Origin of the sequence: uncultured Veillonella sp., from assembly GCF_963522475.1 — a bacterium.
Classification (GTDB): domain Bacteria; phylum Bacillota; class Negativicutes; order Veillonellales; family Veillonellaceae; genus Veillonella.
This window is the reverse complement of record NZ_CAUQYW010000009.1, coordinates 1-22332: the sequence shown is the minus strand read 5'-3', so window position 1 is coordinate 22332 and position 22332 is coordinate 1. Positions and strand designations below refer to the sequence as shown.

Genomic DNA, 22332 nt, shown 5'->3' with positions numbered 1-22332 from the left:
AAATCCGATGACTAGTTGGTTGTTGTTAGGCTATATAGTTATTGGAGGACTACTAGTTCCAGTCATCAGATGTCAGCGTACAACGATACAGGGCAAGCTCATAATGTATAAGCTTAGTATTATTCTGTGGACAAATTCGGCTCGCCCTGGTTTCATTGTGCGGTAAATTTCATTTTTACATATTCCCTCTCCTTAGCTTACGCGATCGCCTACATCATAAATACGGGCCCCTGTATTTACAATGCTACATACAACAAAAAGCACGGTCGTCATCACCGTGCTTTTTGCCGAGTTGTGTATAAGAGAGGATTTGTGTTAGATGACTAATGACACCTTTCACAACTACATTATACTATGTCAAGTCGGTTCATTTAAGTCCAAAATACTCCAAAACACTCCAAAGTACTCCACTATGAAAGGAGTTCCCCTAATTCGTTCAACGCTTTATTTTTTAAATTGAAGTAACTGCTCTTTTCGTAATATATCATCGCTTGTACTTTCTTAGGGAATGCCCCGTTAATGTACTCTTGCGATAATATAATACGCCCTGGTATACATTCTATCTTTTCGATCAAAGCCCTTGCTTCTTCCCTTTTAGCAATAAGCTTTGCTATCTCCCGTTTTTTGGTATCGACTGTATCAACAAGTCTAGCCACATCGCCTTCAAGCCCTACTGGAGTACCGCCCCCTGATACTCTGTCTTTGGAATAATCAATCGCCGATAGGGTGATGATATCGTACTGCAGTTTGCGAATGTCCTGCCGTAGCGATTGAATTCGAATGGCTATCATCTTTATATCTTGCAGATACGCAGTCGCCTTTTCTTTATAGTCACTCATGCTGCATTGCCCCTTTGATGTATCTATCCAAATACCATCTTGCTTTTTTTAGGTCTTCGAGTTTGTCACCCTTATACCCTGCTCGTGCAATGTACTTGATAACATTACCGAGATGATATGGAAGCTGTTGATCCTCGATAAAATCGATAACCTCAATCTTACCGCGCGTGTAGTGTGAAGGATGATTGATAACATCTTCTTTGAAGGCCTTAGCTTCAGACTCCTCGATAGTTTTGACTACCTTTTCTGCAATAGCTTGCACTTCCTTCTTCTTAGGTACCTTAGAGTATTTAGGTAGACACTCCGGACAATATTTAGGCCAACGACCTTGCGCTTTTTCTTTTTTGTGAATGAAGGTTGTGCCACATCCCTCACATGTTATCTCTTTACTCACGCCTGCGCCAGGTGGTGTCATAACTTTCTCACACTCAGGACAATAATCCTCGTGTGTTTTTACTGTAAATGTGTCACCGCATCGTCTACATTTCTTTTGCATTATTTATCCTCCTTGCTACCAATTTCCGCCAAATCCGAGGCAGCTTTTCGTTCCTCTTGTTTCAAGTAGTTTAAATAAAGTTGACGGAACTCGTCATCTGTCATTATTCGGCACACCTCCACGTCTATTGCTTCATATTGCCCCACATTAACCATTACTGCCCCGAGTTCAAGGTCAAATATATTCCCATACAAAGCAATCCACTTTCTACTGGCTATGCTCACAAGTACTTCTTCTATCGCCATTCGCTTAAGCGCATATGATGTATACGCATCCTCCTCTTTAGGAGGGCCAAAAGCGATATCAACTATGTGATACCCGCTGTAGTCCACGTAATTATCATCTGCTTTACTTCTAATGTTAATATCCATTATAGCTTTCATGTTTTTACTCCTTATACAATTCTTTACGATATTTAATAGCTTCTAAGAGGGCATCTTGCCCAGCTTCTTTACGTTCTAAGGCTTTCATGACTTGCTCGTCCATCGTGCCTTTTGTTACTAGATGGTGGATAATCACGGGTTGTGTTTGTCCTTGCCTGTGTAGTCTCGCATTAGCTTGTTGATACTGCTCCAGGCTCCAAGTTAGCCCATACCATACGATGATATTACCGCCGGCTTGTAAGTTTAAGCCGTACCCCGCTGATGCGGGATGGGCAAGTAACATTTGAATGTTGCCTTTGTTCCACTCAGCTACATCATCATCGGTTTTAAGCTCGACAGCTTTTGGGAATGCGTCTTTAATCGATTGAAGGTCATGTTTGAAGTTATAGAACACTAACATCGGTTTTCCTTCGTTTGTCTCTGCCAATTCTTTCAATCGTTCAATCTTCTCGTTATGGACAACTACGATTTCACCATCATCGTTATAAATGGATCCATTCGCTAGTTGTAACAATTTACCGGCGAGTGCTGCTGCATTGAGGGCACTCACATCGTCATCACTGGCCAAGCTAAGCACGTGCTCACGTTCCATCTGTTTATAGAGTTCCCATTCTTTCGGGTTCATCTCTACTGTGATAACGTTTTCGATACGTTCAGGTAGTGTAAGATAGTCCTTCGCTTTTAAGCTCATACAGATATCTTGCATCTTACTGAATATCGCCTTATCACCGCCAGGCAGTAGTCGGTAGCTATACACGACGTGCCCGTTTGTTTTGTCCGGTGTAAAATACCGGGTGCGATATTCGGTAATCGTCTTACCTAATCGTTCACCGCCATCTAGTAGGTACATCTGCGCCCAAATATCAAGCAACGTATTCGGTGCCGGTGTACCTGTTAGTATGACGATACGCTTAAACAGAGGTCGAAGTTTACGAATTGCCTTAAACCGTTTAGCCTGTGGGTTCTTAAACGAAGAACTTTCATCGATAACTAACATATCGAAAGGGAACGATTTTTTCTTATGATAGTACTCATATAACCACTGCACGTTTTCACGATTTATCACATAAACATCAGATTCACTCTCTAAGGCGTGTATACGTTCCTTCTCGGAACCTAATACCTTAGCCACCGTTAAACGTCTTGTAGCACTCCATTTTTGCGATTCTTGGGCCCATGTAGATTCCGCTACCTTCTTAGGTGCGATGAGTAATACTTTTTTAATATCAAAGTAGTCATACATAAGCCGGTCAATCGCAATAAGGGTAGATATGGTTTTACCTAAACCCATATCCAGTAACAATCCGTAATGAGTGTTATCAATGATTCGTTGTATTGCAATGCTTTGATACTCGTGTGGATGAAAGTCCATGTATCGCCCTTTCCATATCTTCAACAAATAACTTGGCATCAGACATCCCGGTTACCACAAACACCAAAGCGCCTTGCTTTCGTAATCGTGAAATCTGTACTCGTTGGTTAGCCATTAGCTTCCCTTTTGTATCCTTTAGTTCGACGAATATAACACCGCCTCCAGGAAGTACAATAATCCGATCCGGGACACCATCATTTCCAGGTGACACGAATTTCATATATATACACCCCATTTTTTTGAGTTGATTTCCCAACCATCGCTCGATGTCTTTTTCTATCGTTCTCACCTCGTTCTCATTTAAATAATCGGCAACACGCACGAACCTATATGAATACTGGCTTCATCGAGGTTGTGTTGCCGATGTTGGCGTTTTTTTTGCTATATATATATATACGCGTATTTGCGTTTTTTACGCTTATATATATACACCCATTTATTCATATATTTATTATTTTTTATTAATAGTAATTAATCGGCAACATCGGCAACAAACAGTATTTAAAATAGACAATATCTACCTTTTTCGTGTTTCCGATTTTGTTGCCACACGTGTTGCCGTTGCCGATTTTTTAGATTATATCAAAATATATCGATGTATAGAGTTGAATAAAAATTATTTCGATACTTTTCAATATTAGAAAAATACCTAATCGGCAACAAAAATCGGCAACACGGCTATTTACGATTTTTAGCCATCGTTTTTGCTTTATTTTGGAGTGTACTGTCCTCCCTAATAAACGCTCTTTGCACACCATACATTTTTCCAAATCGCATCTTACCAACGCTCTTAGAATAAGGACTCCAACCTTTAATAGATTGCAAAATGTCAATGATTTCTCTTGCCTTTGCGTTCTGCAGGTTCTTCCTGTCGCCCTCCATTACTTCACACCATATCTCAAGGGCACAAACCCGCTCCCGCTGCACTGAACCACAATAATCGTCATCGCCATAATTCCGGATATACTCCCTGCGATCGTAGATATCTTTAGACTCCCAATCTTCAGGCAGTTCCATCTCTAGGTATTCCTCAATGAGCCCTACGAGTTCACCGCCTTCTGTATGGGATAATTGAATTCTAAGTGCTTCTTCTTCAAGTACTCCTTCAAGTACTAATGGTTCACCTTCAGTCCAGTAGTGGTAAGCTTCTGCCCATAATTGGTCAATTTCATCCTTTGACAAGTCCCAGGAGTTCTTTGTCTTCCGGTCTTTGTCTCCAGTAATTGGCCAAAATCGGCGGTTACCGGTACGGTCTTTTAAGAACATAAGATTGTTAGTGGAACCGGCGAATACACACTGGCGAGGATACTCTTCGGTGCGTCTACCATACGGAGAACGGAACCGGTCAGAGGTACGGCTGATAAAGGCCTTAACGATTTCATTATCGTTCTTGTAGGTCGGTGCCAGTTCGGCAAGTTCGACTATCCAAGACCCTTGAATTTGTTCCAAAGCATCTTTTGTTTTGATATCAACTAAAGAATTGTTGAACCATTTACGTCCTAACCGCTCCAAGATAAGGGACTTACCTAAACCTTGAGAACCGTATAGCACAATCGCCGTATCAAACTTAACGCCTGGATCCATAACACGAGCTACGGCACCACACATCCATTTACGGGTAACCGCTCGAATGTAATCGGTATCCTCGGCGCCGATGTAATCGATAAAGAGAGTATCAAGTCTACATTCGCCGTCCCAAGACAATTCCTTTAAGTACTCACGCACAGGATGGAATTTATTATCTTGCGTTACTTCCTGGAGGGCATCATCGATGATGCCTTTACCCTTGATAAGGTATTTAGTAGCGAAGTAGTTACGTAGGCACGCATCGTCGGTATCCGTCCAGTAAGGGGTTTCGTCCTTATCGCGCCACGGTAAATCGTCAATCACGACTAAGCGGTGTGCAAATTCGTCAAGTCGAATTTTACCTTTTAAAGAAGGGTCCTGTTTAAGTACTACTAAACAGTTGAACACATCAGACTCGGGAGTACCGTTTTTATCACGCTTAAGCTTCGATAAAAAGTCCTCGTCATCGTCTGTGATATCCTCGAACTCCATATCCGCCATACGTTCCTTATCGAGCAGGATTGGTGCTGCGCCGTCTTCGTTTACAAAGTCAATCATGTCTTTGTAGCTTGGTAATTTGGTGACGCTGGTCTCATCTGCTGGGTCCTTATCTCCGAATAAGTGGATCCGGACAAGGTCAAACGCATTAACGAGCTTGCCACTGATAGGGTCGGTCGCATGGTTGGAGTAAGCAAAGGTATCGTTATCGTAAATCACTAACCCACCTACTGAGCTACCGGCTACGTATGTGTATCGGTCTTCGACTGCTGTAGGTTCATAGACTTCAGGGAGAAACTTTCCTATCGCTTCCGTGATACTGTAGCATCTACAAAAGGCACCAATAAGGCCTTTTTTCTCTAAAGGGTTGCCTTGTTTCTTGGCCGCATCAAGGCGAATTTGTGATTCCTTTTCCGATGTTGGCCAAAGGCTCGTATCACGCCAGTCTCTGTAAGTACTCAAATAGGTATCTACTGAAACAAGTGAACCTTCGCTATGCTGGTAAACATACTCAACGTCCTTAGGATGGCTAGGCCAGTACATAAGGCGTTCAGCCTGGTGCGTAGAAGGGTCGAAGAACTCAATGCCGATGTTATCCGCAATCCGTCTCGAGACTGCCTGGTACTCATCTGGTGTCATAGGTCTATCGACGGGGATGATTACGCGATATCGTGGATTGTCAGCTGTGTGGCTGTGCGTACTATACAGTACGTATTCCATACCGCCTAATTCCATATCAAGGTCTACGATGAAATCTTCACCAGGGTTATCTGCATCAAGAGTAATCAAGTACCGCTCTTTAACAGCACCTCTAATCCGTCTACCTTTATTAGGAATATAACCACCTACAAAACCGCCGACGTCTTTCTTTTGACCTTGATCAGCCTTAGACATCTTGGCGTATTCAGCGGCCGTTTCATTCGTTACAGTAGGCTCGGCCAATTTACTGACCAAAGCACCCCAAGTCATTTTTTCAGACTTCCAGCTACGGGCGGAGCGACTTCTGCCCGTAGCTATGATGATATTAGTATCCATATTACATCGCTCCTCCCTTCGCAAACTGGATATCTCGTACATACGCCGGAACGCATAAGCCGTGAGATGTTACCCACTGTGTTACAGCTCCGTTGATATCGTGGTCTTCATAGACACCACGATTATTTTTAAGTTTAGCCTGGTGTATCTCTACGAAGTCGTCCGCATCACTCTTCGGATTAACTTCGATACACGCTACAGGCTCGTTACATTTATAGACACCTACGATAGCACACGTTTCAGCTTTTACTTTTTTGATATAGGAGCTAACACAGTTATTAAGCTGAATTCCCATATCAATGATGCCGTGAGTAGAACCGATGGCCATGAAGCGGTACCCGTTAACCATATCAGCTAAAGCGCGATGTGCTTTACGCTGCTGCACGATTTCGTCTTCCACCTTATCGAACTTTTGCATTCTCGAGATGGTGTCGTGTAGGTTACGCACCTGGATGCGACTGCCCCATACCTCTTTACGACGGCTCCTCGATAACTCAAAATACATATTAGCTGTATCTCTGATATCGTGATAGGACGGCGCATTTCTAATGAATAAGAACGCCTGGCGCTCACCGTATTGATGGCTAAGGATGTTAACAAATTTACGGATGACAGATAAATCACGGTCATCACGCCATAATGGCCAGGACTGAATATAACTTGTATTATCGGCGTTATTCTTGATAACATCGACCATAGCCTTTTGATAGTCCTTGTTCTTAAATAACGTAGCCATAACTTTGATGATCTTCGTATAGAAGAAAGGCCTATCGTGTAGTAACCGTCGAACCCATCGGGTATCAGGTAAGTTATGAGCCTTGATTAAGGCCTTTACAAAGGAATCACCTTTTATCGTTAACTCTAATACGTTATCCATACCGAGTGTCTCATTAGGGAATTTCCGATTATAGTAATCGTCATAATCTCTTTTAAGGCTATCATTGATAGCTGGTGCATCAGGGGCTTGTAATTTCCATACTAAGTTATGGAGTAGGTTATCGAAGGCTCCGTAATTGTTAGACACTTGTACGCCTTGTCTAATGCGTTTGACTTTATAACCTACGACCTTTGAAAGCTTCTCGAAGAACACTTCTTTTAATACCTTAGCGAAACGTTTCAGCTCTTCTTGGTGATTATGTAACCTGCAGTCAGGCGTGGCTACAAACCACTCTAATGATGAAGGGCTGTTGCTTAAACGCGTAGGGGAAACCGTCGATTCTTCGACGACATCAATGCGTGAGCGTTTCTTAAGTATGATAAAGGTTTTTCTTTGTTTAAAGTCAAACCGCACCACATCAATGACATGAGATTTATAGCCTTTGTAGATCATCCCTGTATCTCCGTCGGCATACACTGTGTCGTACTCAAATTGCACGTCCAGCTTATCGCCCCTATCTATAATTGATAGGTCCAGGGATAAAGGAACGGTGGCGCTATATCCAACTTCCGCAGTAAACCCTTTAGCGTGGATCCGCTCTCCACATCTTGGGCAATAGAACTCTTCTGATTCCCGGCAAGGCACTATTCCAAACCCATTAGATTCCATTGGCCAAAGATTAGCGAAGGAGTGTTCGCAAGGTACATGGTAATAACTTGCAGGGTTAAAAGGTGATACTTGATTGCGCCGTACCAGGTCGTACAGCCTTTGTACTTGTAGATTGAATAAGACCTTCATAAGGCGCTATCCTTTCTTATAACAAATCGTCTAAATCATCTTCTTCAGGAGTTTCCTCAACTACTGGGGCTTCTTTCTTTTTAGTAGTACGTTTACGTTTTGGCTTTTCTTCGGGTTTCTCTTCTACTACTGCTGGAGTAGCTTCAGGTTCTTCCACCTTAGGAGCTTCTGCTTTCTTGCCATTTAATATCTTAAGCGCGAGGTCGCAAGCAGCAATACATCCTTCGCAGTACGCCATAGCTGTATCTTTACGTTCACTAGCTGGTGCATCTTTTACGAGTTCGTATAAGCCGTCGATTGCTTCGCGTTGTTGTTGAATTTGTTGTTTTGAGAGTTTCATAAGAATTGTCCTCCTAATCCTTCATGTAGTAAGGGTTCTCAAACCCTGCTGCGTTTAATATGAGCCCTTCGTTCCAGGGTTCAGGTTCACACATAATATCTATTACTTCTTCTAAACTGCCTTCGCCTATTGGCGCTTCGATAACCACTTCGTCGTGGATATGGGCTACAATGTTGTATCCTGCTTTTGAAAGCCGTAGCATTGATGCGGCTAAGCAATCTCTCGCCACTGCCTGTACAATGTTTTCGACGAGCTTTCCGCCATAGGTTTCAACTCTGCCCCATGTATTCTTAACCTGATCCATACCGTCATACTCAATCGATTCGCTACCGAACCGGTTAAGCCCAAGTCTAGGTCTTGCATAAGCAAGTCTTCGACCGGACGGTAATTCGATGAACAGGAAGCCTTTCGATTTAAAGAATTTAATATTGCCTTGTCTAATTCGTACGGTTTCTCCTGTTTTCACTACTTGCTTTGCTGCGCTGTCTGCATCTTTCCAAAATTTCGTAATTCGTGGACTAGCTTGTCGCCAAGCTTCGATAATACCAGGTAGTTCCTTCTCAGGAATTTCTCCTTTTGAGTCCATCGCTTTCATAGCTCCTACACCGCCACCATAGCCGAGTGCTAATTCAGCTACCTTGCCTTTTTGCCGTAGGTGTCCATTAACACCGTGCTTCTCAACTGGTACGTGGAACATACTAGATGCGGATGCACAGTAGATGTCACCACCTTGCGCAAATACATCCTGACGCCATTTCTCGTGAGCAAGCCAAGCGATAACACGTGCTTCAATAGCACTAAAGTCAGCCACAATAAATCGGTGCCCGTCTTCTGCTACAAGAGCAGTACGGATAAGTTGCTTAATCACATCACCAGGATTTCCATATAGTAGGTCTAGCATTTCTACGTCTCTACTTTTAAGTACTTCCCGTGCTGTGTCTAAGTCTTCTAGGTAGTTACGAGGTAGGTTCTGTAGTTGTACTACACGACCCGCCCATCGTCCACTACGCATAGCCCCATAAAACTGAAGCATACCGTGGATGCGACCATCTGAACATACAGCGTTTTTCATGGCCAAGTATTTTTTGATGGAGGAATTACCGAGCACCTGTCTATTTTGTAGTACCTTGCGTACATCGGAGGGGATATCCTGTTCTAAGAGGCTTGATACATCGTCTTTTCGCAATGTTTCTAGATCATATCCTAGCCTTGCAGTTAGCCACTCTTTAAGTTGCATAGTACTGTTAGGATTCTCTAATCCTGTTAATATCTTGGATGACTCGGTAGCTTCTTCCACGATTTCGTCGTTACAAGCAAGCGCTGCATCGACGAGTTCCATATCTACTTTCACGCCTCGCCAGTTGATATCTTGGTCGAGTAACCAGTACCCGTGCTCGATAACCGGTGGTTTTAGCGAAAGTAAGCGTTTACGAATTGCCTTCTCAACCACTACGTCCTGGCGGTTATACTCAATGTATTCCGCCCATTTTTCAGGCGCATCCTCGGGCATATTTCGTGTCTTAGGATTCGTCTTAGTTGGTTTTCGTGGTACGGAAAAGAACTGAATTAATCGTTTACCTCTTGCGTCTTTGGCTTCACCTAATCGTAAAGCCTTAGACACATTATCGAGGCTTGCCGGTAAACTGCAGTATAACGCTAGTACAGAAGTACATTCCCAGTTCGTGTAATCCGCATCAGGGAAGTACTTTTTAAGACAAAGCATTTCGAATGCTGCGTTAAAGGCGGTCTTTGTAATTTCCTTGTTATACAAAGCGTCCACCACCCTTTCGGGTAGTGGACGCTTTGTCATATCAATTACTTCGACCGGTTCGTCATCGAAGCTATAGGCAAAGAGCAGTATTTCAAATGTTGTATCATCAACGTATCGCTGGGCCCCATATTTAATAGGGCAGTCGGAATACGTTTCCACATCAATACTGAGCTCCATATATGCCTCCTTAGATTAAATCGTCATCGTCTAGGTCGCCTAAATCGTCATCACCAAAGTCGCTAGCGGATACGTGAACACCACCTAGGCGGTCACCATCTTTAACTTTACGAACACCATTTAAGCCAAAACCTACACCTTTTTTACCATTGAAGTTGTAAGCGAATACGGATAATGCAACCTGCGCGTATACACCGGAGTAAATTTCTTCTTCGATATCGAATTGGTCCATCTTGATTTTGTCACGAGTGAATACGATAGGTTGCTTATCGCTATTCGCATTGATGAAGAACTTGCCTGCGTATGTTTCAGGTTGGTCTGCTACTGCTTCGTCTGTATCGCCATCGCGTAAGTTCAATTTAAGGTATGCGGCTTTACCTTCTACCTTAGCTACTGCTTTTGGATCAGCCTTAAGGTCTTCGATTGCTTTTTCAAAAGCACGGATTGTTTTCTTATCTGTTTTGTCGATGATGATTTGAGAGCTATATTTTGCTTTGCCATCATCATTTTTACGAGGTTGTGCGATATTTGCATAGGAAAGTCTTACGATACCAGTTGTTAATTTAGCCATGTTACTGTCTCCTTCTTTAAATGAATTATTTGTTAGCTTCTACTTCAGACATTAATTTGTTTACGAGTGCTTCGAGTTTAGAAATACGGCTTTGCGCATCTTTCGCTTCTGCTAGGTAGTCGCTACCTTTACCAGTTTTGAAAGCTACGTTCAATGTGAGTTGTGTTTCACCACCAAGACCAAGACTAACACCAGCACCAATCATTGTTCGTTCGTTTGGTCTGTAGAACGCACCCAACGCTACTGCATTTGCATTGCGGTAATGTCCATAAGACACCGCATAAGAGGCTTTGTCATTGCGGTTAAAGTCTAATGGATGTAAACCAGCTAATGCGGCACTAGATGCACCTAATTTATTAACACGTTGTCCGAGATTATTTACTTTGTTATTCAATTCATTATTAATCGCTGCTACGTTACCAAATTTACCTTTCAAGTCTGCAATATCTTTTGTATTGATATTCACTTGATTTTGAGTATTAGCTACATCAGATTTGATGTCTTTGTTATCTTGTTCGAGAGTTTGGACACGGCCTTCATGGTTAATCATTACTTTGCCATGATTATCAGTAACTTTGTTTAAATTACTAATAGCTTTTGTATTATTTGCAATAGCTTGTTCATGATCATTAACCACATCCCCTAACATATTTAGACCTACGGCAATATCTTTGATATTCTCTTTATTTTTAGCGATTGCTTTTGCGTTTTTATCAATATTATTAGCGTTGTTTTGAATTGCAGTTTTATTGTTAGCAATATTAGTAGCGTTTGTTTCTACTTCATCTACTACTGCGAATAATTGACTGCCATTGATTGCATAAGTAGAATCGCTAGAAATTCGACCAGCAGCAACATTAGTGATAGTTCTTTCTTTATTTGTATCGCCAATAGATACAGTACCTACAGGCATAGTTCCTGCAAAATTATGTGTTTCACTATTAATCACATAAGATGGAGTACCCATTACTGTATTCGCTTTAGAACTATGACCGATTGCTACAGACTCATCTTTGACTACAGAAGCACCATTACCAATAGCAATCGCATTATTACTATCTGTGGAGACACCATAACCAATAGCTACAGAGGATTCACCTTTGGTGATAACTCCATGCCCAATACCAATATTGTCTTTACGATGAGTAACAACTCCATTACCAATAGCAATATTGTTGTCAAAATTAGTAATAACGCCATACCCAATACCAATGCTATTCTCATGATGAGTAACGACGCCATTACCAATACCAATATTGTTAGTTAGATTAGTTGTAACTCCGTTGCCAATAGCGATATTATTGTCGTGATTAGTAATAACCCCCGAACCAATACCTACGCTATTGTTAAGGTTGTTAATAACACCCGAGCCAATACCTACGCTATTTTCATGGTTTGCAGTAACACTATTGCCAATAGCTACTGTGTTCTCAGAATGAGACTGTACATAAGCGCCAAAAGCAATAGAATTTTTACCATCTGCTACAGTAGAAGTGCCAATAGCAAGTGCGTTGTTAGCGTTGATGTTATTTTGGAAGCCCCATAATGCGGAGCTTGTAGACGTTGCGGAGATAGTATTATCTGTACCGCCAACTGTGTTATTACTAGTTGCGCCAGCTACGTTTACTGCTAACGCGGAAATTGCCAATGCTGTTGTTAAAGTTTTGTTCATCTCTTATACCTCATCTTCAAATTCATTCATCATTGTTTCAACTGTATTAATTGCTGGGCGTTTATCGCTTTCTGGTACAAGCGTAGGCTTGCCCTCCGGTTTATCGATATAGGCTTCTAAGTATTCGGCAACGCCCTTTTTGCCGAGTACCTTTTGTAGGTTAGTGATACCTTCGAGTTCTCGAGGCTTGAAGATTTCCTCTTCTTTGTAGCCGTTATCGAGTAATGTTTTAGCCGCTACCTCAGGATCCGTGATAGTACGTCTTGATGTACCTTCCACTAATTTATAGCCAGGCCATTGCTTTTCACCTGATAAGGCTTTTTCGTATGCAAAGTCGTAAACACCTTTAATCCATTTCGTGATTAACTCTTTCATCGCCAGGATGTCAGATACTTCTTGGTCAGTGAGTAATTGATTGAGCTTGCCTCCATTCTTATAGAATGTAGCAAGGCAAGTATCTGCTAGTGCTCGGCAGGTGTGTCGTGCTTTACAGAAGTTACAGTAATCGCAAGGCGTACATTCGCCGATTCCTTCCCAGGCACGTTGTGCGATGGGTTTGATATCTTCGCCCCAATCGAGCAATTCTTCAAGTGACATTTCATCGGTAGACACACTATCTAGCCTTGGCTGAACGATGGTCATACGAACTGTTTTAATGTCATATAAGTACTCGTTTACATCGTAAGCACCTAATGCATAGAGCCTCATTTGTGTATTTTCAACGGCGCTAACAGGAACGCCTTTACCATACTTCAGGTCAATCACTTCCAGGATGCCATCAGCTACGGTAACCATATCGCCTGTGCCGAAGCCCTCTGGAACCCACCTAGAGAAGTCAAGTCGTGCTTCAATCATAGCTTCCGCATCAGATGAACGGGCACGAGCCTCGTTCACCTTTTCTTCACAGATGTCTACATACCGATTAACCGCTTCTATCATTTCAGTAGAATAGCCATCTAGCTTAGGGGCTTTTTTGCCCTCAAGCTTATGCCGGAGGATTGCTTCTGCCAGGTCATGCGCTACAGTGCCTTCCGCAGCATACGGAGATTGTTCATCAGGGAACATCGCTTCTAGTCTTGCTGAAGGAGTACATACTAACCACCTGGCGCTACTGGATGCACCTAGTAAGGCGTGTTTCTTAGCCACGACTATTCACCCATTCCATAATTTGAATACGTTGTTCATCCGTAGCAGATGTTACCTTTTCTGCTCCAATGCTATCTAAGAAGGCTTTGAATTCGCCTTTAGCTTTCGTTTTATCGTCGGCTTTCGCCATTACGTCTTTTACTGCTTCACGAGTTGCTTCAAGGCTAGGAACTTCAACTTTAGGTTCTTTAGCTTTTTCAGGTTCCACTGTAGGCGCGGGTTCTTTTTTTACAGGTTCAGTTTTAGGAGCTTCCCTCTTAGCAGGTTTTTCGTCTTTAACTGGAACACCTACGATGGATTGATATAGGTCTTTCACTTCTTGTTCTAATTCAACTGCTTTATCTACTGTGATTTTTAACTCGATCATTGTTCTATTCCCTTTCGGTTTAACGATGTGATATACTTTAAATGGATATTTTTCTATGCGCCCTTTAGCATTGCCGTGCTTTGGGGTGCTTTTTTTTGTGCCCAGGTGCTCGCACTCATCAGGAATGCAGTAATCTCTATTAGGGCACGTTGTACAATCTCGCAATGTCCTCACCTCCTTTCACTAGGCACGTTTGGATAAACGTGCTATTCTATTTACACACGGGTGTATGTCTTTGCAGTTGTCACACACAATAAGGGGCTTACCAGTTAAGTAAGACCAATTTGTGTAAGGACTTTTAATCCTTTTATTACAGATGGAGCATCGCTTATTGTTCATACTCTTTTAGTTCCTCAATCCAGTATCCAGTGAGTAACCATAGAGTGATACCTAGTAACCCCTGGCACATACCAGTCCATAAATCGATACGGTCGATATCCATAGAACCAACTGCACCAACTACCAATATGGCTGCAATAATACGAATTACATAAATTACTTTCATCATATAATGTGTGCCTCCTTGAACTCTTTATCGATTTTGCTATCGGTCCATCCGAGTGTATTAGATAAGTAGTATCTAAAACCGTCCTTATCTATGGAAAAGGTTCTTCCCTTTTTCCCTTCGGTCTTCCAGCATTGGGCGAACTTGAACTTGTCTCGGGCGATGCATTCCCGAACTGCGGTTAATGTCCACCCGAGGACTGTGGCCATTTGGCTCACAGCAATAGTTTTAGTGATCATAAGTAACTCCTTCCTACCATCGATATGATGCACATCTTATTCATAATGTCCTCCTAAACGCTAAATGCTAGTCGAACCGTCCATACTAGGATGAATAAACTTATGCTAGAGGATATACCTAATGCTAAAATCCATAAGCATATAGAACATAATTCATAGAGGGATTCTTTATTCATAGCTACCTCCTATCTAATTTAGGGTTGTAGTAATCGGTTTCCCAAAAGTCGTGACTTTCAGTATCATCGACACACAACGCATAGCAGATACCAACGACCGTTGACATTTGTACTGACCGTCCTTTGATAGCTCGGTTTAACGTATCCATCGAGATTTCAGCTTGTTTAATCAGCGCCGTCTTAGTCATGCCTAACTCGTTCATGCGTTCCGTAATGGATTCGCCGAACATTCTGATTACGAATTGTTTCATAACCTATCCTCCGTAACGGTTTAACCGTAATCAACTATAAAAAAATAATGTCGTCATACGTCACATCAAATACTTCTTGTATCTTTTTTATGTGAGGAACATCAGGGTAAGAGCGTTTGCGCTCCCAATTCCCCCACGTATCAACAGACACTCCAATTGCTTTAGATGCCGTAAGTTGAGACCAGTTTTTTGAAGCCCTTAACATCTTTAATGTATACTTCATAAGCTACCTCCTTTCTCGATACTCACATCTTGTTTACAGTCATCATTCTACTACGGTTTATCCGTAATGTCCATAAACCAAACTTAAACTATCGTAAAATTTCCGTAAAATATTGATTTTATTACGAAAATATCGTAATATATAGGTATATTAATTAATATATTCTAGTTTTGAGAGGTTCTTATGGGTGATTTAGGTAACAAGGCTGTTATGGCCGAGAATATTCAACGACTAATGGATAGCCGCGGAATTGATCGCAATAAAATATGCGCTGATTTAGGGTTAAAGTATACTACGTTTACTGATTGGGTAAAGGGAAATACATATCCTAGAATCGATAAAATTGAACTATTGGCAAACTATTTTGGCGTTCCTAAATCTGAACTGGTAGAGAAATATACAGATGGCTATTACACCGACCCTGAAGCAGCTGAGTTTGCTGAATACCTACGCACACGTCCAGGGGCCCGTATGCTCTTCTCTGCAGCCAAAGACATAAGTAAGGAGGACTTAGAAAAAGCAGTTGAATATATAGAGCTTTTAAAACTAAAAAACAAATAATACACAAGGGAGAGTGTTATATTGGTTGTAAATTTGATTTACTGCGACTTGCCACATGCCAATGCCGTGTCAGAGGAATGTGAAGATATAGATACTCATAATATCTATATAAACAAAAACCTCCCGCATGACCGCATGCGAGAGGAAATAAAGCATGAGTTAATGCATATTATTAACGATGATTTTTACTTAGATGAACACGTTAATTTAGTCGAACGTATGGTTAGAATGTCTCAAGTTGAAGATGGAGACCTTAACGGAATCGACTTTTATCATCATATTATTTAACACAGGGAGATTTTAAAATGAAAAAATTGTTAGTATTAGCTGCACTAGTTACCACAATGAGTGTTTCCGTTGCATCTGCAAAGGAATTCAATGATGCACGTTGGCAGTGGTTCTATTCAAATTCTGACTACACAGGGAAAGTCGATTTAAACACATTGTCTTATGATCCTGAGACAGACACTGCCAAAGCGTGGGCTGCATGGATACGAACTACAGGAATTCAAGATTTAATTTCGTATAAGATTCATTTTTCAAATAATTCATTAGATGTATTCGATAGGAATACTTATATAAATGGATCTGATGAAATAAAGAGAAGTCAAAATTTCAATGGTCAAAATCATGTTGCTGCACCGGGCATGGGTGATGAAGCGCTTATTGCTTCTGTAAAAGGACTGGTAGGCCGTGATACTAAATTAGCAGACTACAAGAAACAAAAAGCAGATGAAGCACAGCTTCAGGAACAAAAACGCATTGAAGAGCAAAAAGCAGCCGAAAAGAAAGCTAAGCATGAACGTAATCGAGATATTTTAAGAGGGATATTTGGGATATAAAAGGATCTAATACAGGGAGGTTATTATTATGGGATTTTTTAGCAGTGAACCAAAAGTTATCGAAAGCCCTACAAAGGACTTTATGGGTCAACACTTATACCACTTAGATGGTAGAGGAGTTAATTTGTTTGTATATGATACCTGTGTTGTTATTGATCGCACACAAGGTGGTCTATTTAACTTGGGAAACCGTACCTACAAGATTATTCCGATAAAGAATATTTTGGCTATTCAAGTAAAATCTACGGGTGTTACTACTGGCTTTCTAGAATTTGCTACCTACGGGCACGAAAACACCTCTATGAAAGGCTTTGACCGTACCAACGATGAAAACAACATTAACTTCTCTAGTGAAGAATCTGTTAAAACTGCGAGAGAAATTGTTAAATTCATTGTTCCTAAAATCTGTTAGCAACTAAACAAGCCTCCTACCCTACTACTGGGTAAGAGGCTTTGTAATAAAGGAGAAAAATGGAAACACGTACAATAGTTATTCCTGAGATACCTTCAGGTCGTAAATACTGGTTCTTCAGGACAGAAGGTGGTGATTATTATCCTGACTTTAAAATTAATAACTTTATTGCATTAGGTTGGGATGACTTTTGCAATATAAATGAGTTAAAGAATATGACTGCTTATGACGATATTGAGGTACTAAAAAGTAAATTCAAAGAATCTTATCCTAATGAACGTCGCTTTGGATTGGCTGTTAATCAGATTCTTACATTTATCAATACAATGGAAATAGGTGATATTGTATTAATTCCTTCAAAAAATAGTCGGGATTTGGCCATTGGCGAAATTACAAGCGATGCCTATATTTATGCTGAGGATGATGACGAATTAAACGATGTAGATGATTTTCTTGATGATGAAGATGTTGGATACAAAATCTGTGGATACAAAAAGCGTAGAGACATAAAATGGATTACAACTATAAAAAAGAATAAGTTAGACCCTCAACTATTTAAACTAATGTGGGCTAGAAACACAATTACTGATGCATCATCTTATGATATGTATATAGATAGAAACTTACATTCAATTTATTATAAAAACAATAAGCTAAACGTAACCCTACACGTAGAACAAGAAAAAGGAATTTCTACTCGTAGTATGAACGCATTATTAAGCAATACGCTCTCTTATATAGATTGTTTTAACTTTGATGAAAAAGAAAATGAATTAGATGCACTAGAAATAAAAATGATGGTTGAATCTCCTGGAGTTATTCAATATATAGGAGGTGCTGCTGCTCTTACTATTTTACTTGGCGGTTTCTCCTTATTTGCATTTGGTGCAGACATTAATTTTGAAATTGCCGGCCAAAAATATTCAATTAATTCTGAAGGGGCCGTTAGTTTTTATAAAGAAATGAATAGACACGAAGAAGAAATGGCTAAAATTGAGTTAGAAAAATTAAAAAGCTCTATGAAAGATCTAAAAATTCAGACCCCAAAAGAGCTTCGTTAATTAATGTAAAGTTATTGTTACATTAGTTATAACTAATATTGCTGCAATAATACAAATTATATACTTAGTTATTTCAACACCAGCTATAGAATAATGCCAAATAGAAGGCATCCATATAAATGGTATCGCTAAAATTGCGGATAGTGCTGAAATAAATGTACAGTACCAAACAGCGTATCCAACATATTGATATAACATATTCATATGATTACCTTCCTTTCCTATCCTCATTATAATTCTTCCTAGCTAATCAGTGCAATACCATATATTGTAAAAAAAATAAGCCCCCACCGCAGTGAGGGCTACTAAAAACTACATACCTTAGAGGTATTTCATTTTTGTTCCAATATCATTATATCACATAAAACCTCTAAGGCGTATTTCTTATACCCAAATTTAAGCCAAGGAGGTTATTTTTATGGCAATGAAACGAGCCAACGGCTCAGGTACTGTATATAAAATGAAACATAAGCCACTACGCAAGCCATATCGTGCAGTAGTTACTTATGGCTACGATGAGAACGGTAAGTGTAAGCGCAAGACAATAGGATACTATGCAAAATCAAAAGAAGCGTGGGACGCCTTATCAGAGTATGGCATCTACCCAGAGAAGTTTGAAACTAAGAAGGTCCTATTTAGCGAATGCTGGCGGTGGATGATTGCAGACAAAGAACGGAAAGGAATAGACGTCAAAAAAGGCGGATATTCGACCGCACAAGCGAAGTTAACCTCGATTTGGAATAAACCTATACAAGAGATTAAGCTAGTGCACCTACAGGCTATAATCGACGAAAATAACCATTTAAGTCGTTCCTCTATAGCTATTATATTAAAAGGATTGAATGGTGCTTTTGAGTCAGCTATTAAGAACGATATCATCGTTAAGAACTACGCAGCACTCCTTGAATTAAAACCTGCAGAAAAGTCAGACATACATAAGCCATTTACAGAGGCCGAAATTCAAACCATATGGGAACATGCTCACATGGATATAGCCAAGCTCCTATTAATGTATATCTACTCCGGTATGCGCCCTATTGAACTACTATCCATTAAGATGGAAAACGTCCACCTGGATGAACGATATGTCATAGGCGGTGTTAAAACAAAAGCCGGCAAGGACAGAATCATACCCATTGCAGATTGTGTTATGCCTTTTTACCGCGAAATTTACGCCAAGGCGAGCGTTTCTAAATCTGATACACTTATCCCTCCTGGGTACACATCAAAGTACCTAGGAAAGCCAATAAAACGATTTTGTAAAGAGGTCGGTATATCTGACCACTTACCACACGATACTAGACATACGTTTGTAACCTTGGCCAGTAATTATGGAATGGATCGTTATGTGCTAAAAGCTATCGTTGGCCACACACAAAGTAAAGACATTACTGCAGATGTGTATACGCATAAAACGATTGAGCAGTACATCGAAGAAGTAAATAAAATACCGTCATCATTTAGTTAAAGGTTGTGCAACGGTTGAGCAACGCACACAAATTTTAACTATTTTTAAAAGAAAAAGCACAGTACCTATACGCATAAGTACTGTGCTTTGTGCATTTGTAGAACTGTATGTCTTATTTGGAGTACAATTCGACGATAAGTGTTTCGTTAACTTCGATAGGAAGTTCTTCACGTTGAGGAAGACGAGTGAATGTAGCTTTGAAGCCTTCCAAGTCTTTTTCAATGTAAGGAAGTTCGAAAGAACGAAGTTCTTGGAAGTTAGTTTTGAACATTTCGTTGTCACGAGATGCTTCGCGCAATTCGATTACATCGCCTGGTTTGCAGGAGAAGGAAGGAATGTCTACGCGACGACCGTTTACCAAGATGTGGCCATGGTTTACCATTTGACGAGCTTGACGAATGGAGTTACCGAAGCCGATGCGATATACAAGGTTATCAAGACGTTGTTCCAAAAGGATCAACATGTTTTGACCTGTAACACCTTGCATTTTTTTCGCTTTATCATAATAGCGTACGAACTGGCGTTCTAGCAAGTTGTAGTAAGCTTTAACTTTTTGTTTTTCTAATAATTGTGTGCCATACTCAGACATTTTTTTCTGACGTTGGTCTTTTTTGACGCGATTCAAGGCTTTTGCGTGACCGAATACGTTCACACCAAAGCGACGACAAAGTTTGAATCGAGCCTCTCTTCTCGTTGCCATGTGATTATCACCTCATAAGATTAATATAAACTTGTACCTACACATAATGGTACTCATGTATAATATCATTTTCATTTACTTATGTCAATTATTGATAATGGTGAAAGTCATTGAAATAAGTGCATAATAGCGAACTTATACCATACTTTTTTGCGATAATATTGCTCACTATATCGATTGTGCATGCTTCATCATATTTTATAGATTTAGATGAAAAAACAATTATTCTATGCTACAATATTAGTAAGAAAGGTAATAGGTATCATTGGAGTTTTATGTCAATATTGGGGGAATACTATGAAAGAGTTACCTACAATGCAAGAGCTACAAAGTTTTATTACCTATAATAAAACAGGAAGCTTTACATTAGCTGCACAATCTATGAACATTACACAATCAGCTTTCAGCGCTCAAATGAAAAAATTAGAGCGTCTAGTTGGTGTGAAATTAATATCCCGCTCTACAAGAGGTAGCCGTTTGACGCCTGAAGGTGAATTATTCCTACCAGAAGCAGAGCAAGTTCTTGATACATTAGAACGCGCTATCCAATCAATTCGTTTAGCCAGCAAGGTAGAGCGTCCAATCTTAAATATTGGTGTATTGCGTAGTTTAGGGGACATTCGTCTTAACGGATATGTATCCCACTTCTTCCAAAACCATCCTGAGTTTTCTGTCAGCATTTATGACATGGAAGAAGAGGAGTTAATGCTCGACTTACGTGAAAATCGTATCGATATTGCATTACTCTATTTACCAAACAACAAAGATATGTCCGCATACGAATCAACTGCCCTTAGAGAAGATGAATTCGTATATTATGCACCAAATTTAATTGATAGTATAGAAATAGCTAGTTTGAAGGCTATCCAGCAACACCCCCTACTTATGTATCCTCCTAAATACTTTATGTATCGCACATTAAAGAACTATGTAGGAAATGGGCAACAAAACTTACACATCCGTGGTAGCCGCTTATCTAACCCATATACAATGATTGACTACTGTAAAAAAAATAATTCTGGTTGTATCGTGGCACGTCAAATTTTAAATTCTTTAAATATCAGTGATGGCTTTATACCTTTAGAAAAACCATTTAAACTTCAAGTGTGTTTCGCCTTTAAGAAAAATAATTCTAAATCCGAAACAATGCATACTTTCATGGATTATGTACATAGCGAATCACCAGCACGTTTATAAACGCGAAACAAAACCCGTACGCATATTAGTGTACGGGTTTTGTTAATTTCGTTTACTTACGCTTTTTTAACGGCTATATTTAATATATTTTTCTTTACGACTAGTAACTATCAACCTTAGCCTATTAAATAATTGCTCTCTACCGTAACAAGTTGTAAAATAGAGAATAGATTTCAATTAATATTGTGAGGTTACTATGATCTTATCTATTTTATTTTTCATACTAGCTGGTATAGCTGAAATTGGCGGTGGCTATTTAGTATGGCTTTATATGCGCGATGATAAAAGCCCTGTATATTTACTGGCTGGTGCCATCATCTTATTTTTATATGGCCTTATCCCTACCTTCCAACCAGAAGCAAGCTTCGGTAAGGTTTATGCAGCCTATGGTGGCGTATTTATTGCTCTTTCTATCTTATGGGGTTGGCTCGTCGATGGTTTGCGACCAGACACATATGATATCATCGGCGGACTTGTATGTCTTGTGGGCGTTTATATCATCATGTATGCACCACGTTAATACCATTATTTTTATAACAAAAAGCGGTTATCCTAAGATAACCGCTTACGTTGGTGGACGATGACAGGATCGAACTGCCGACATCCTGCTTGTAAGGCAGGCGCTCTCCCAGCTGAGCTAATCGTCCATATGGTGACCCGTCCGGGAATCGAACCCGGGATACCGCCGTGAAAGGGCGGTGTCTTAACCGCTTGACCAACGGGCCATATGAAATTGGCTCCTCGAGTAGGACTCGAACCTACGACCGATCGGTTAACAGCCGATTGCTC

General features: G+C 40.4%; 25 protein-coding genes and 2 tRNA genes. 8 read left to right on the top strand and 19 right to left on the bottom strand.

The window, feature by feature from the left end:
• Positions 1-410: 410 nt before the first annotated feature.
• The 16 genes from RWP19_RS06280 to RWP19_RS06205 form a co-directional block, all read right to left on the bottom strand.
• Positions 411-839 (bottom strand): DUF1492 domain-containing protein, encoded by a 429-nt coding sequence (locus tag RWP19_RS06280; RefSeq protein ID WP_314356914.1) that lies wholly within the window; start codon positions 837-839, stop codon positions 411-413.
• Positions 832-1335, bottom strand: coding sequence for a DUF3310 domain-containing protein (locus RWP19_RS06275; RefSeq protein WP_314356912.1), 504 nt, complete (start codon positions 1333-1335; stop codon positions 832-834). Before RWP19_RS06275 ends, RWP19_RS06280 begins: the two co-directional genes overlap by 8 nt.
• Positions 1335-1718 carry a hypothetical protein gene (locus tag RWP19_RS06270; protein ID WP_314356910.1) on the bottom strand — a complete coding sequence of 128 codons (384 nt, stop codon included), beginning with the start codon at positions 1716-1718 and terminating at the stop codon, positions 1335-1337. Before RWP19_RS06270 ends, RWP19_RS06275 begins: the two co-directional genes overlap by 1 nt.
• 4 nt (positions 1719-1722) lie before the next feature.
• A complete protein-coding gene (locus RWP19_RS06265) occupies positions 1723-3090 on the bottom strand; it encodes a DEAD/DEAH box helicase (RefSeq protein ID WP_314356909.1) in 1368 nt (455 codons plus the stop codon).
• On the bottom strand, positions 3038-3310 hold the full coding sequence (locus tag RWP19_RS06260; protein ID WP_314356959.1) for a VRR-NUC domain-containing protein: 273 nt from the start codon (positions 3308-3310) through the stop codon (positions 3038-3040). Before RWP19_RS06260 ends, RWP19_RS06265 begins: the two co-directional genes overlap by 53 nt.
• Positions 3311-3768: 458 nt before the next feature.
• The gene (locus RWP19_RS06255) at positions 3769-5064 is read right to left on the bottom strand and encodes a virulence-associated E family protein (protein WP_314356908.1); all 1296 of its coding nucleotides are present in this window, start codon (positions 5062-5064) and stop codon (positions 3769-3771) included.
• Positions 5065-6190: 1126 nt separating this feature from the next.
• Positions 6191-7213, bottom strand: a complete 1023-nt coding sequence (locus RWP19_RS06250) for a PcfJ domain-containing protein (protein WP_314356906.1) — start codon at positions 7211-7213, stop codon at positions 6191-6193.
• A gap of 667 nt (positions 7214-7880) precedes the next feature.
• Positions 7881-8204: a hypothetical protein gene (locus RWP19_RS06245; RefSeq protein WP_314356904.1), complete on the bottom strand. Its 324-nt coding sequence runs from the start codon at positions 8202-8204 to the stop codon at positions 7881-7883.
• 13 nt (positions 8205-8217) lie between these two features.
• Positions 8218-10152 (bottom strand): DNA polymerase, encoded by a 1935-nt coding sequence (locus tag RWP19_RS06240; protein ID WP_314356901.1) that lies wholly within the window; start codon positions 10150-10152, stop codon positions 8218-8220.
• A 10-nt stretch (positions 10153-10162) separates the two neighbouring features.
• Positions 10163-10723 carry a DUF2815 family protein gene (locus RWP19_RS06235; protein WP_314356900.1) on the bottom strand — a complete coding sequence of 187 codons (561 nt, stop codon included), beginning with the start codon at positions 10721-10723 and terminating at the stop codon, positions 10163-10165.
• Positions 10724-10748: 25 nt separating this feature from the next.
• Complete coding sequence (locus RWP19_RS06230; protein WP_314356898.1) at positions 10749-12395, bottom strand: YadA-like family protein; 1647 nt, start codon at positions 12393-12395, stop codon at positions 10749-10751.
• Between the two features lie 3 nt (positions 12396-12398).
• Entirely contained in the window at positions 12399-13541 is a 1143-nt protein-coding gene (locus RWP19_RS06225; RefSeq protein WP_314356897.1) for a DUF2800 domain-containing protein, read from the bottom strand.
• On the bottom strand, positions 13534-14073 hold the full coding sequence (locus tag RWP19_RS06220) for a hypothetical protein (RefSeq protein ID WP_314356896.1): 540 nt from the start codon (positions 14071-14073) through the stop codon (positions 13534-13536). The genes RWP19_RS06225 and RWP19_RS06220 overlap by 8 nt, the downstream gene beginning before the upstream one ends.
• 163 nt (positions 14074-14236) lie before the next feature.
• Positions 14237-14416 carry a hypothetical protein gene (locus RWP19_RS06215; RefSeq protein WP_314356895.1) on the bottom strand — a complete coding sequence of 60 codons (180 nt, stop codon included), beginning with the start codon at positions 14414-14416 and terminating at the stop codon, positions 14237-14239.
• Between the two features lie 414 nt (positions 14417-14830).
• Positions 14831-15079, bottom strand: a complete 249-nt coding sequence (locus tag RWP19_RS06210; RefSeq protein WP_314356894.1) for a helix-turn-helix transcriptional regulator — start codon at positions 15077-15079, stop codon at positions 14831-14833.
• Between the two features lie 34 nt (positions 15080-15113).
• Entirely contained in the window at positions 15114-15302 is a 189-nt protein-coding gene (locus RWP19_RS06205) for a helix-turn-helix transcriptional regulator (protein WP_314356893.1), read from the bottom strand.
• 183 nt (positions 15303-15485) lie between these two features.
• Between RWP19_RS06205 and RWP19_RS06200 the strand changes: the two genes are divergently transcribed.
• From RWP19_RS06200 to RWP19_RS06175, 6 genes are all read left to right on the top strand, one after another.
• Positions 15486-15863, top strand: a complete 378-nt coding sequence (locus RWP19_RS06200; protein WP_314356892.1) for a helix-turn-helix transcriptional regulator — start codon at positions 15486-15488, stop codon at positions 15861-15863.
• A 21-nt stretch (positions 15864-15884) separates the two neighbouring features.
• On the top strand, positions 15885-16151 hold the full coding sequence (locus RWP19_RS06195) for an ImmA/IrrE family metallo-endopeptidase (protein WP_314356891.1): 267 nt from the start codon (positions 15885-15887) through the stop codon (positions 16149-16151).
• A gap of 17 nt (positions 16152-16168) precedes the next feature.
• On the top strand, positions 16169-16705 hold the full coding sequence (locus tag RWP19_RS06190) for a hypothetical protein (RefSeq protein ID WP_314356890.1): 537 nt from the start codon (positions 16169-16171) through the stop codon (positions 16703-16705).
• A gap of 28 nt (positions 16706-16733) precedes the next feature.
• Positions 16734-17117: a hypothetical protein gene (locus RWP19_RS06185; RefSeq protein WP_314356889.1), complete on the top strand. Its 384-nt coding sequence runs from the start codon at positions 16734-16736 to the stop codon at positions 17115-17117.
• Between the two features lie 59 nt (positions 17118-17176).
• Positions 17177-18178, top strand: coding sequence for a hypothetical protein (locus tag RWP19_RS06180; protein WP_314356888.1), 1002 nt, complete (start codon positions 17177-17179; stop codon positions 18176-18178).
• A 424-nt stretch (positions 18179-18602) separates the two neighbouring features.
• On the top strand, positions 18603-19646 hold the full coding sequence (locus RWP19_RS06175; RefSeq protein WP_314356887.1) for a tyrosine-type recombinase/integrase: 1044 nt from the start codon (positions 18603-18605) through the stop codon (positions 19644-19646).
• A gap of 112 nt (positions 19647-19758) precedes the next feature.
• On the opposite strand, the gene rpsD is transcribed toward RWP19_RS06175, so the two are convergent.
• Complete coding sequence (gene rpsD / locus RWP19_RS06170; protein WP_004695181.1) at positions 19759-20346, bottom strand: 30S ribosomal protein S4; 588 nt, start codon at positions 20344-20346, stop codon at positions 19759-19761.
• A 297-nt stretch (positions 20347-20643) separates the two neighbouring features.
• Between rpsD and RWP19_RS06165 the strand changes: the two genes are divergently transcribed.
• Together RWP19_RS06165 and RWP19_RS06160 are read left to right on the top strand one after the other, a co-directional pair.
• On the top strand, positions 20644-21543 hold the full coding sequence (locus RWP19_RS06165; RefSeq protein WP_314356886.1) for a LysR family transcriptional regulator: 900 nt from the start codon (positions 20644-20646) through the stop codon (positions 21541-21543).
• 196 nt (positions 21544-21739) lie between these two features.
• Entirely contained in the window at positions 21740-22063 is a 324-nt protein-coding gene (locus RWP19_RS06160; RefSeq protein ID WP_314356885.1) for a YnfA family protein, read from the top strand.
• A gap of 51 nt (positions 22064-22114) precedes the next feature.
• On the opposite strand, the gene RWP19_RS06155 is transcribed toward RWP19_RS06160, so the two are convergent.
• Positions 22115-22190, bottom strand: a tRNA-Val gene (locus tag RWP19_RS06155).
• A 3-nt stretch (positions 22191-22193) separates the two neighbouring features.
• Positions 22194-22268, bottom strand: a tRNA-Glu gene (locus tag RWP19_RS06150).
• Positions 22269-22332 lie beyond the last annotated feature (64 nt).